The following is a 12,000-nucleotide window of genomic DNA, read 5'->3' as shown; positions in this document are numbered from 1 at the left end:
GCGTGGGATTGTTCAGATTTGTGTGTACGGATGATACGCGGGTTGCGAGGGTGGGAAAACCCTGGGGTGTGGCAACGCCCGCATCGGGTCTGGGTCGAGTGGTGGCCACAAGACATCAGCAGCGCCTGGCCAGCACCGAGGTCGTCGAGCTTTGGAGAGAACCACCGCCACCCTCTGCGCCATGGGGGAACTCTGCGTATTTTACGTTGCCAGACGCCACCCGACGGTTATGTGCACCCTTCCGCGCAATCAAGGCCTGCCTGGCAACCTAGCGTCGGACTTTGCCAAATAAGGCAACAAAATGGAAAAGTCCTACAGCCAAACTCGAATTATCTACCAGCAAAATCATTCCTATTGTTCGCCCGGTGATATGCCTGCTTCCGTGCTCTATTCAAGCCCCTTGCCAGAGTCGTCCTATCCAGTATTATTACCGGCCTCCCATACTCGGCAGCCTTGCTGCTGGAAGGCCAGGCGGGAGATGCTTGCGCCGCACCATAACAACAATGGGCCTTGCGCCCCGTACCACCCGCGTAGGCAACCGGAATGCCGAAATCTATTAAATTCGGCACAGGGAGATAATGTTGAATAGTTGGTTGAAAAAATCCCTGGCACTCTATTCTGCCAACGGCCTGAATTTCCTACTCAATATCTTGATCATCCCGATTGTCGTGTACTTCATCGGGTTCGATGGTTATGGCTTCTATTCCATCTATATCATTCTCTCCAGCACCCTGCTGTTTCTCGACTCGGCCCTGTCCAAGTCGGTGGTCAGCAGCGCTTACTCGGCCAGCGACCAGCAGCGTAGCCAGCTGATCCGCTCATCGCGGGCAACGTATACCATCACCGGCCTGGTACTGCTGATCAGCACGCCCCTGATTGCCGAAGGCGTCTCCCAGCTGTTCCCGCTGCGTACCGAACGCCTGGACCTTGCCTACTGGATTGGTGCCGCAGCGCTGGTCGAATATGTAATGGCGCTGCCTGGCCAGTACTTCCAGATGCTCAATGTGCTGCACGGCCGGCACTTCACCTATGCGCAATATCAACTGTGCATACAATTGAGCCGCTTCTTTACCGTCGCCATCGTTGCTGCCAGCACCCAGCAAATCGAATGGGTGCTGGCGGCCATCGTCCTGCGCAAGGTCCCCGACTACCTGATCCTCTGGCTGTTCTGGCGCGGCAAGGCGAGCGAAGCGGGCGGCCGGGTCGCCTGGGGCTTCGTCGGCGCACTCTATCGCCAGGCCGCCCCCATCGTCGGTGTTGCGCTGTTGCAGGTGCTTGCCACCGAATTCATCTCAATTTATATCAGCCATGCCTACGGCGCCGAAACACTGGGCAAGTACAGGTCGGTGTATGACGTACTCAACAAGGTATGGTTCGTCGCCACGCTGTACCCGGTGCTGGTTTATCCAAGAATATGCCAGTGGCTGGCCGACGCCCAGAAACGCACGTGGCTACAAGGCATGATCAGCCAGATAAACCTGGGCAGCGCCTTGGTTTACGCCACACTCACATTGGCCGGGCTGGCGGTGTTCCCGCTGCTGGCAAAGGGGTTCCCGCCACTGCAGGCGGCCGCGCCGTTTGCCGCAGGGCTGCTGGCCGGCATTTGCATGTCTGGCCATGTGCGCCTGGGTTATGAGTTTCTGCAGGCCCAGAAAGATGCTGGCACCGCCCTGCTCATCAACCTGCTGTCGCTGGCAGCCGGCGCCGCCACCCTGTATGCCTTCCAGGGCGAGGGTACGCGGGAAATCGGCTGGGCCTGGTTCGCCTCCCAATTGCTTGCCGTGGTCATTGTCGACTGCCGCAACGGCGCCCTGCTGGCATCGCCGTGGGCCAGGTCGGCACGGGGGCTGCTGCCCTGGGCTGGCGTTGCCATCGGCGTGTTTGCTGTCCCCTTCATTCACGGCATGGCGGCAGTGCTACCCCTGCTGCTGCTGGCCGTATCGGTTGGCTGCCTCGCCCTTCTGGCGAAGCAGTTGCGTGTACTCAGGTAGGTGTAATGAGCAAGGTGAATCCCATTGCGATAGGGGCGGCGCTGGTCGTTTTCGCGTCGGTCGCAACTGCGCTGCGTTTTGGCAGCATGCCGATAGGCATTGGCGAAGTCGCGGTGATGCTGCTGTTTATCTGGGCCCTGCGCTACAGGCAGGCCCTGCGTTACCTCACGCATCCGGTGATGCTGTTCTGGATGGGTTTCATTGCCATCGCCGCAGTGGCCATGCTGCTGGGCACGGTCAAGGGCGCCAGTTCCACGCATACCGCTGCGGCGTACCTGTATTCGGGCTGTTTCTCGCTGATGGCCATCGCTTGCCTGGAGCAGGCCTCTAAGCAGCAGTTCGAGAGCTTCATCAAGGCACTGGTGGCCATCCCCGGGCTGATGCTGCTCATACCGTTCCTGTGCTTCGTGACCGATGCGAACGCGCTGGCAAGCTTGCTGGGCATCAATACCGATTTTCCGTCGCGCCTGTCTGCGTGGTCTACCAATCCGAACCAGCTTGGCCTGCTGTTGCTGCCCATTCCGTTCTGGCTGCTGGCGGTCTACCGTGATGCCAAATGGCAAGGCAGGCGCTGGCTGCGTAACTTCGGGCTGATCTGGGCGTTTTTCGTGCTAGGTATCTGCGTGCGCAGCGATGCCTTGCTGCTGGCCTGGTTCATCGGCTTGCCACTGCTGACCGGCGTGGCGCTGGTCTGGGCCAAGCCGTTCAACTGGCGGCTGTTCGGCACTACCCTGGCCGCGTTCGTCCTGGCCTTTGCCAGCTTCAAGCTCATGGTCGACGGCCCGGGCCGCGAACAACTGGTCAAGGCCGAGGCCGCTGTTTCCGGGGCCATGGCGTCTGTCTTCGGCAACGCTCCGGCAAAGGGCGGCAGCCCGGTGTTCGCCCCGGGCAAGTCCGACTCGGTCATCGGCGTGGGCTTCGACCAGAACAAGAGCGGTGTGCGCAAGACCCTGTGGATTCATGCCTATGAGGCCTGGCTGCAGGCCCCGTTCATCGGCCATGGCCCTGGGGCATTCTCATACCTTGAAGACCCGGCTAAAAAGGAAGAGGCCCATAACCTTGGCTTCGACATGCTGACCCAGGTGGGCATTGCCGGCGTGCTACTGTTTGCAGCCTTGTACCTCTGGCTGCTGGTAAAGGCCTGCCAGGCCCGTGACCCTTATTCGCTGGCAGTGCTGGTAGTGTTGATGGTTTTCTCCGGCGCCCACTTCATGCTCCGTCAGCCCGTCTTCAGCCTTTACATGATCATCTGTGCCCTTGCGGTCAAACATGGCATCTTCACTGCCTTGCGCGAGAAACCTCAACCCAATTGATTATCAAGGGATTGTGCTATGTGTGGTATTGCAGGGTTCTGGCACCCCAACAGCCAAGGCAAGTACGACGCGCCCAGCGCCCTGACCCGCATGACCGACGCCATCGTGCACCGTGGCCCGGATGATGCTGGCGCCTGGGACAACGGTGCCGGCTTGTACCTTGGCCACCGCCGGCTGTCCATCGTCGACCTGAGCGCAGCAGGCCACCAGCCCATGGCGTCGGCCAACGGCCGCTATGTCATGGTCTTCAATGGCGAGATCTACAACTTCCAGGCATTGCGCAAAACCCTCGAAGCCGCAGCCCAGGGCTCAATACACTGGCGCGGCCACTCGGACACCGAGGTCATGCTGGCCGCGTTCGAGCAGTGGGGGATCGAACAAACCCTGTGCAAGCTGGTCGGCATGTTTGCCCTGGCGGTATGGGACCGCGACCGCGAAACCCTCACCCTTGCCCGCGACCGGGTTGGCGAAAAGCCGCTGTATTACGGCTTCCAGAACGGCGCACTGCTGTTCGCCTCCGAATTGCAGGCCATCGAGGCGCACCCGGGCTTTCACGCCGACATCAGCCGCGACAGCCTGGCACTGCTGCTGAAGTACGCCTATGTCCCGGCGCCCCACTCCATTTACCAGGGCATTCACAAATTGCCGCCCGGCACTTGGCTGGAGCTCGACCGCGCCGCAATGGTCAGCGGCACCACCGGCACCCCGCAGCGCTACTGGGAAGTGCCGAATGTGGCGGCCGGCGCTCAGGCGCGCTACGCCGATAACGAAGCGGTCGATAAACTTCATGAACTGCTGCGCAGCACAATCAGCGACCAGATGGTCGCGGATGTGCCACTGGGCGCGTTCCTGTCCGGCGGCATCGACTCGACGCTGATTGTCAGCCTGATGCAATCGCTGTCGGCGCAGAAGGTCAAGACGTTCACCATCGGCTTCGACAACCCGGGCTACAACGAAGCTGAGCACGCCAAGGCCGTGGCCCGGCACCTGGGTACAGAGCATACCGAGCTTTATGTATCGGGTGACGATGCATTGAATGTCGTGCCGAAACTGCCGGACATCTACGGCGAGCCTTTCGCTGACTCGTCACAGATTCCGACCTTCCTGGTTTCGCAAATGGCGCGTGAACATGTCACCGTCAGTTTGTCTGGCGATGCCGGGGACGAGCTGTTCGGTGGCTACAACCGCTACCAGTACCTGCCCAAGGTGTGGCACAAGCTGGGCCGCTTGCCAGCCCCGGCACGCAAGCTCGCCGCACGCCTGATCGAAGCGGCCCCGCCGAGCCGTTGGGACGCCATTGCCAGCGGGTTGAGCCCGGTTACCCCGGCGTCGCTACGGGTCCGCTTGCCGGGCGAAAAGCTGCACAAGCTCGCCGGCGTGATGCGCCACGATAGCGCCAGCCAGATGTACGACCATGTGGTATCGCAATGGCAGAACGCTGAAGATGTGGTCATCGGGGCCCGCTTGCCAGGCCTGGCATCGCTGGGTGACAGTGATTTCGCTGCCTGGATGATGCGCCAGGACACGTTGACCTACCTGCCAGACGATATATTGGCCAAGGTTGATCGCGCGGCCATGGCCGTCAGCCTCGAAACACGCGTACCGTTCCTGGACCATCGCATCGTGGAGTTTGCCTCGACGTTGCCAATGTCGTTGAAAATCCGTAATGGCAACACCAAGTGGATACTTCGCGAGCTACTCTATCGCTATGTTCCGCGCGAACTTATCGAACGCCCGAAAATGGGCTTCGGCATTCCACTTCACGATTGGTTGCGCGGCCCGTTGCGCGATTGGGCAGAATCGTTGCTCGACCCGCAACGGCTGGCAAAAGAAGGTTATTTCGTACCCGGCCCGATTCGCAGTGTCTGGGAAAAGCACCTTCGCGGTCAGGGCAACTATCAGCAACAGCTTTGGCCCGTACTGATGTTCCAGGCCTGGCTCGATCGTAAAAGCACCTTCTGAACAGCAGCTTTCATCATTTTTTTGAGGTATGTCGATGTATCCGAGAAAGGTATCAGTGGTCGGGCTGGGTTATGTAGGTTTGCCCGTAGCCGTCGCATTTGGCAAACACGGGCCGGTAGTCGGCTTCGATATCAATGAGGGTCGCCTGCAGGAACTTCGCGCGGGCCACGACCGCACCAATGAAGTCACCCAGGAAGAGCTCGCGCAAGGGCAGATCGAATTCACCAGCCAGACTGACGTGCTGGCCAAGGCAGACTTCCATATTGTCGCGGTCCCCACCCCGATCGACGACGCTCACCAGCCAGACCTCACGCCTGTGGTCAAAGCTTCGGAAACCGTAGGCAAGGCGCTGAAACAGGGCGACATCGTCGTCTATGAGTCCACCGTTTATCCCGGGGTAACCGAAGAAATCTGCGTGCCTATCCTGGAGCGCGTCTCCGGCCTGAAATGCGGCGTGGACTTTACCGTGGGCTACAGCCCGGAGCGTATCAACCCGGGCGACAAGGAACACACGTTCACCAAGATCAAGAAGGTGGTTTCCGGGCAAGACGCTGCCACCCTCGAAATCGTCGCCGACGTGTATGCCTCGGTCGTCACTGCCGGGGTGCACAAAGCCGCCTCGATCAAGGTAGCCGAGGCCGCCAAGGTCATCGAAAACACCCAGCGCGATCTGAACATCGCACTGATGAACGAACTGGCACTGATCTTCGATCGCATGGGCATCGATACCCTCGACGTGCTGGAAGCTGCCGGCACCAAGTGGAACTTCCTGAAGTTCAAGCCAGGCCTGGTCGGCGGGCATTGCATCGGTGTCGATCCGTATTACCTGACGCACAAGGCCGAAAAGCTCGGCTACATCCCTCAGGTGATCCTGGCCGGGCGCCGCATCAACGACAGCATGGGTGCGTTCATTGCCCAGCAGACCATCAAGCAGATGATCCATGCCGGCCACCCGATTGCCGGCGCGGTGGTCACCCTGCTCGGCCTGACTTTCAAGGAAAACTGCCCGGACCTGCGCAACTCGCGCGTCATCGACATCATCAAGGAGCTTGAAGACTTTGGCGTCACGGTACAGGTATTCGACCCTGAAGCCGCCGCCGAGGAAGCCGAGCACGAGTACGGCGTTACCTTGCTGGGCCTGGACCAGCTCAAGCCAGCCGCGGCAGTGGTCGTAGCGGTGGCACACGACGCCTACGCGCGCTGGGCGCCTGAGCAATACCTGAAATTGATGCACACCGCCCCTGTCGTCATCGATGTCAAAGGGGTATGCGACGGCCCGGCCCTGGAACAAGCGGGCGCACGCTTCTGGCGGCTGTAATGGAGAATGGCATGAACACCTACCAAACACTGCTTGGCGAACTGGCCAATGCGCCGCGTACCTGGCTGGTCACCGGCGTCGCCGGCTTCATCGGCTCGAACCTGCTCGAAACCCTGCTGGGGCTGAACCAGCGCGTTATCGGCCTGGACAACTTCGAAACCGGCCACCAGAAAAACCTGGACCTTGTACAACAGGCTGTTGCACCGGCTGCCTGGGCAAACTTCAAATTCGTGCGGGGTGACATCCGCAAGCTGGAAGACTGCCAGCTGGCCCTGGCGGAGGGTGTCGACTACGTGCTGCACCAGGCGGCCCTCGGCAGCGTGCCACGCTCCCTGGAAGACCCGATCCGCACCAACAGCACCAACATCGACGGTTTCCTCAACATGCTGGTCGCCAGCCGTGACGCTGGCGTCAAGCGCTTTGTCTACGCGGCGTCCAGCTCGACCTACGGTGACCACCCTGGCCTGCCCAAGGTTGAAGACCGTATCGGTAAGCCGCTGTCTCCGTACGCCGTTACCAAGTACGTCAATGAACTGTACGCCGATGTGTTCGCCCGCTGCTATGGCTTGCAAACCATCGGGCTGCGCTACTTCAACGTGTTCGGCCCAAGGCAGGACCCTGATGGCGCCTACGCGGCGGTCATCCCAAAATGGTTTGGCGCCCTGCTGCGCGATGAGCCCATCTACATCAATGGCGACGGTGAGACCAGCCGCGACTTCTGCTTTGTCGCCAATGCCGTACAGGCCAACCTGCTGGCTGCCACGACTCAGAACGCCGACGCATTCAACCAGGTCTACAACGTGGCGGTGGGCGACCGTACGACACTGAACGAGTTGTTCGGGCATGTTCGCGACCTGGCCGCTACCAGCAAGCCGCAACTCAAGGACGCGGCCCCTGTTTACCGCGACTTCAGGGCTGCCGATGTTCGCCACTCGCAGGCAGACATCAGCAAGGCGCAGTCTTTGCTGGGCTACGCGCCGACCCATCGCATTGCAGACGGCCTGCAGGATTGCGCAGCGTATTACATCACCCATGTAGGCAAGCATGTCTAGAATCGCTGTCATTGCCGGGCATGCCGAGTCGCTGATTCGGTTTCGCGGGGACCTTCTGGATGCACTGCGCGCCAATGGCCATGAAGTCGTGGCCATTGCTCCCGAAGATGATGCCTCTGTTCGTCAACGGCTGGCCGACAAGGGCGTCGGGTACCATGTGGTACCCATGTCCCGGGCAGGGTTGAACCCCTTCGCCGACCTCAAGTACTTGCTGCAGGTCAGCAAGTGCCTGCGTGCAGTCAAGGCAGATGTGGTGCTGGCCTATACCATCAAACCGGTGGTATACGGCCTGCCTGCCGCTGCCCTTGCCGGTGTCAGCCATCGCTATGCACTGATCACCGGGCTGGGCTATGCCTTCACCGATGTCGAGTCGAGCTTCAAGCGCAAGCTGATCAACCGCATTGCCTCCGGCTTGTACCGCTTCGGCTTGCGCTTCGCCCATGGCTTGTTCTTCCAGAACCCGGATGACCAGCAGCTGTTCAAGGAACAACATCTGGTGAAGGCTGCGCTGCCCACCTGGGTGGTCAATGGCTCGGGTGTCGACACCCAACGCTACCCGGTGGCACCGCTGCCACCGCTGCCGCGTTTCTTGTTCGTGGGCCGGTTATTGAAGGACAAAGGCGTATTCGAGTACGTCGATGCGGCCCGCACGCTCAAGGCGCGACACCCGGACGCCGAGGTACATCTGGTCGGCCCCCTGGACTCAAACCCGTCAGGCATCAACGCCGAGGTTGTGGAGGGCTGGGTACGAGAGGGCATCGTTCACTATCACGGCGCGGTCAGCGATGTGAAACCCTACCTCGCCAACTGCAGCGTGTTCGTGCTGCCCTCGTATCGCGAAGGCACGCCACGTTCGGTGTTGGAAGCCATGTCCAGCGGGCGGGCAGTGATCACCACCGATGCCCCCGGGTGCCGCGAGACAGTACAGGACGGGGTCAACGGCTTCCTGGTCGCGCCAGGCAGCGCAAGCGAACTGGCGACGGCCATGGCCCGCCTTGCCGGTTCGGGCGAGCTGCGCGAGCACATGGGGCGCACGAGCCGGGCACTGGCCGAGGAAAAATATGATGTTCACCGCGTAAATGCGGCAATGCTCGAAGCCATGAAGCTGGGCCGCTAGCACAGGGTTCAGCTGATGTGATGGTCAAGCAGGGAACCACCACTGATGAAGGATCGTGATTCACATGTTCAGCAAATACGGTGTATTCGATTCAGCTTGCAACCCGCGTAATGTCGCACTGGTTTCTGCCGCCCTCATACCGATGTTCTTCTGCCTCTGGCTGGTTGCCCCCGAGTCTGCGACGCTGCAACAGGTGCAGGCTTGGGCGACGATCAGCATGGTGGGGTCGCTGGCCTTCATGCTCGTATCCAGCGCACTGGTACATCGCACGCTTGTACATAGCTATATCTTCTTCCTCGGCTGCACGGCGCTGTTCATTGGTGGCCGCTTCATTGCCTATGCCATGGGCTTTGACGTGGCAATGCTGAAGATGGAAAGCAATTTCTTCTCGGTGCACCGGCCGGATTTCGTCTCCATCGAGCTGACCGCGCGTGAAGGCTTGGGGCTGACGCTGTACCTTGTGACTTGCCTGCATGCCATGCACGCCGGGTATATGTTCAGCTTGTGGAAAAAGCCGGCAAGCGTCGCCACCAGGCATGACCTGCAATGGACCTCATCCCTGCTCATCCCCGCCATTGCGTTGGCCGGCGTTTCCGCGCTGGCGTTCCTGGTCAGCTTCCCGGATGCCTACCGAGCGGTTCACAACAACGGCTACGTGGCGCTGTATGGGTCTGCATCGGCAGACTTCACCACGCGCGGTAGCACGGCTGCACAATATGGGCTGTTGCTGGCGCTGGGTCTTGCCTTCGCTTCGCGAAGCAAGTGGCTGGGCTGGTGTGTGCTGGGGTTGTTGGCCATTTACTACACCGCCAATCTTCAGTTAGGTGTTCGCGGCGGGATCATGGGTTTTGTCCTACTGTGCGCCTGGCTGTTTCACACGAAAATACGGCGTATCGACCGCATTGCCTTGTTGGCCATTCCGGTATTGCTGGGCGGCGTCGTGGTGATGGCGGCAATGGGTACGCGCGGTATCGACTTCGGGGCGAGCAAGGCGCTGTTGCTGCCCTGGTTTATTGATAACCAGGGGCTGACTGCGCTGTATATCCATTCTGCCTTGCAGATCGACCACTACCCTGCCCTTGCCTACGTGCATGGCGTGCTGCCGATCACCCCGACACTGGCGGCCCTCAACGGCACCAGTATCCCGCTGGATCAACTGTATTTCGGGCAGTACTTGTCGAAAGCCGTGTTGGCGGGTGATGCCTACCAGAAAGGCTTTGGCATGGGCTGGTCGCTGTTCGCGGACTTTTATGCTTTCACCCTGTGGGTGCCGGGTGCCTACCTGATTGCAGCCGCCGCGTTCGGCGCGCTGCTGGCGAGGTTGATCAATGCAACCCACCCGCTGGTGTTTGGCGCCCATGTGATGATTTTCGTGAAGCTGATGTTGCTGCCACGTACGGGGCTTTACAGCGTCATCCCCTTCCTGCTGGTGTATGCGGCAATCGTAATCGCCTGTTACATCGGCAGCCACCTATGGCGGCGCAGGCTGGGCCAGGTCTGAGGCAGAAGCCGAAAGGTTGATGTGTCGAGCTGATGGCGGGCTTTCACTTTTTCTGATCGAGACGTATGACATTCATGAGTGACAAACGCGGGTTTCCACGTCGCAGCTTCTTGAAAACGCTTGGCAGCCTGACAGCAGGCCTTGCAGCTTTTCCAGCAATGGCTTCATCTCAGGTTTCGGCGCCCCGTCGACCAGCCAACGCGCGCTACATGGGCGGGTTCAGCGCCCCGAAGCTCGACAATGTCAAAATTGCCATCATCGGTGTAGGCGCCCGCGGCCCAACCCATGTAGAGCATATTGCCGCCTGCGAAGGGACGGAAATCGTCGCCATTTGTGATCTGTACGAAGACTTGTGCAATTTCTCAAGGGGCATTGCGTTGCGCACTGCCCCACAGCGCCATGCAAACCTGAAGCTGTATTTCGGCGACCCCCACGCGTACCGAAAAATGCTCATCGAAACCAGACCCGATGCGGTTTGGATCGTCACGCCTTGGGAGTGGCATGCCCCCATGGCTGTCGACGCAATGAACGCCGGCGCGCATGCCTTCGTGGAGGTGCCGATGGCGACCTCGCTCGCCGACCTGTGGAAAATCGTCGATACCTCCGAGCAAACCGGGCGCCACTGCATGATGCTTGAGAACGTCAATTACGGTCGCGAAGAACTCATGTTCCTGAATATGTGCCGTCAGCACGTATTTGGTGAGATCCTGCATGGCGAAGCCGCTTACATTCACGAACTCAGAGACCAGATGGACCAGCTGGAGGCAGGCCGTGGCAGTGGTTTCTGGCGTGTCCATCACCGGGCAGGAACCAATGGCAACCTTTATCCTACCCACGGCCTCGGCCCAGTCGCCCAATATATGAGCCTTGTGCGCCAGGATGACAACTTTCGACGTCTGGTATCGTTCTCTTCGCCGGCACGCAACAACGCGCTCTACGCCAAGCAGAAGTACAAACCGAACTCACCTGTCAATACCATCGACTTCAGCGGTGGTACCGACCTCAACACATCGATCATCAAAACCCTACGCGGGCGTACCATCATGGTTCAGTGGGATGAGTCAACCCCGCGGCCTTACAGCCGGCACAATCTGATCCAAGGTACACATGGCGTTGGTGCCGGTTTCCCCAACCGTCTGGCACTGGACTATTGCTGGAACACGGCAACGCCAGCGCTACGCAAGTTGCTGCAACTTCCCGAAAGCGCTCCAGATAAAAGCTCGGACTACCACGCCTGGATCGAAGGCGGTGGGTTCGATGCGTTCTACGCCTACTTTGACCATCCCCTCTATAAGCGCATGGAGGCTATTGGCCAGAAATATGGCGGCCACGGCGGCATGGATGCAATCATGAACTTCCGCCTCATCGAGTGCCTACGCGAAGGGTTACCCCTGGATCAAAACGTGTACGAAGGCGCATTCTGGTCATCTGTTGCGCCCCTCTCGGTCAAATCGGTCCAGGCAGATGGGCAACCTCAGGACTTCCCCGACTTCACCCGTGGCAACTGGAAAACGACGCAACGCCTGGAAATTGTCAGCTAAAAGAGTACCTCCCTAATGCCAGTCAGTTAAGACTGCCGGGGCTGCTGCGCAGCCCATCGCAGGCAAGCCAGCTTGTGTCTTCAAGGCCTCTTAAACTCAGAAGGGTGAGTGCAGTGGGTGGCAGACTGAAAGCCAGCGGTGCTTAAAGCACGAGTGGGAGCCAAGTCGCCACCCACCTCTCACTCTGACCAGAAGCCCGAACAGT

General features: G+C 59.9%; 8 protein-coding genes. All 8 read left to right on the top strand.

The genetic code is table 11. The features are described from left to right. The first annotated feature begins 578 nt into the window (after positions 1-578). The 8 genes from ACIP02_RS25725 to ACIP02_RS25690 all read left to right on the top strand — a co-directional run bounded on the left by ACIP02_RS25725 (position 579) and on the right by ACIP02_RS25690 (position 11,795). Entirely contained in the window at positions 579-1,991 is a 1,413-nt protein-coding gene (locus ACIP02_RS25725) for a lipopolysaccharide biosynthesis protein (RefSeq protein WP_400622402.1), read from the top strand. Between the two features lie 5 nt (positions 1,992-1,996). Then, the gene (locus tag ACIP02_RS25720) at positions 1,997-3,304 is read left to right on the top strand and encodes an O-antigen ligase family protein (protein ID WP_400622400.1); all 1,308 of its coding nucleotides are present in this window, start codon (positions 1,997-1,999) and stop codon (positions 3,302-3,304) included. Positions 3,305-3,322: 18 nt separating this feature from the next. Next, on the top strand, positions 3,323-5,266 hold the full coding sequence (gene asnB / locus ACIP02_RS25715) for an asparagine synthase (glutamine-hydrolyzing) (protein ID WP_400622398.1): 1,944 nt from the start codon (positions 3,323-3,325) through the stop codon (positions 5,264-5,266). 34 nt (positions 5,267-5,300) lie between these two features. Continuing rightward, entirely contained in the window at positions 5,301-6,584 is a 1,284-nt protein-coding gene (locus ACIP02_RS25710; protein ID WP_400622396.1) for a nucleotide sugar dehydrogenase, read from the top strand. Between the two features lie 11 nt (positions 6,585-6,595). After that, the gene (locus tag ACIP02_RS25705; protein ID WP_400622394.1) at positions 6,596-7,636 is read left to right on the top strand and encodes an NAD-dependent epimerase/dehydratase family protein; all 1,041 of its coding nucleotides are present in this window, start codon (positions 6,596-6,598) and stop codon (positions 7,634-7,636) included. Further along, positions 7,629-8,753, top strand: coding sequence for a glycosyltransferase family 4 protein (locus tag ACIP02_RS25700; RefSeq protein WP_400622392.1), 1,125 nt, complete (start codon positions 7,629-7,631; stop codon positions 8,751-8,753). The genes ACIP02_RS25705 and ACIP02_RS25700 overlap by 8 nt, the downstream gene beginning before the upstream one ends. Positions 8,754-8,817: 64 nt before the next feature. Further along, the gene (wzy, locus tag ACIP02_RS25695; protein ID WP_400622390.1) at positions 8,818-10,254 is read left to right on the top strand and encodes an O-antigen polysaccharide polymerase Wzy; all 1,437 of its coding nucleotides are present in this window, start codon (positions 8,818-8,820) and stop codon (positions 10,252-10,254) included. 74 nt (positions 10,255-10,328) lie between these two features. After that, positions 10,329-11,795, top strand: coding sequence for a Gfo/Idh/MocA family protein (locus ACIP02_RS25690; RefSeq protein WP_400622388.1), 1,467 nt, complete (start codon positions 10,329-10,331; stop codon positions 11,793-11,795). Positions 11,796-12,000: the final 205 nt, after the last annotated feature.

Source organism: Pseudomonas sp. NPDC089408 (assembly GCF_044749445.1).
GTDB lineage: Bacteria > Pseudomonadota > Gammaproteobacteria > Pseudomonadales > Pseudomonadaceae > Aquipseudomonas.
This window is presented reverse-complemented; position numbering and strand designations above follow the sequence as displayed.

Coding starts and splice junctions, on each gene's coding strand:
- ACIP02_RS25705 (WP_400622394.1), top strand. CDS start 6,596: ATGAACACCTACCAAACACTGCTTGGCGAACTGGCCAATGCGCCGCGT.
- ACIP02_RS25725 (WP_400622402.1), top strand. CDS start 579: ATGTTGAATAGTTGGTTGAAAAAATCCCTGGCACTCTATTCTGCCAAC.
- wzy (WP_400622390.1), top strand. CDS start 8,818: ATGTTCAGCAAATACGGTGTATTCGATTCAGCTTGCAACCCGCGTAAT.
- asnB (WP_400622398.1), top strand. CDS start 3,323: ATGTGTGGTATTGCAGGGTTCTGGCACCCCAACAGCCAAGGCAAGTAC.
- ACIP02_RS25690 (WP_400622388.1), top strand. CDS start 10,329: ATGAGTGACAAACGCGGGTTTCCACGTCGCAGCTTCTTGAAAACGCTT.
- ACIP02_RS25720 (WP_400622400.1), top strand. CDS start 1,997: ATGAGCAAGGTGAATCCCATTGCGATAGGGGCGGCGCTGGTCGTTTTC.
- ACIP02_RS25710 (WP_400622396.1), top strand. CDS start 5,301: ATGTATCCGAGAAAGGTATCAGTGGTCGGGCTGGGTTATGTAGGTTTG.
- ACIP02_RS25700 (WP_400622392.1), top strand. CDS start 7,629: ATGTCTAGAATCGCTGTCATTGCCGGGCATGCCGAGTCGCTGATTCGG.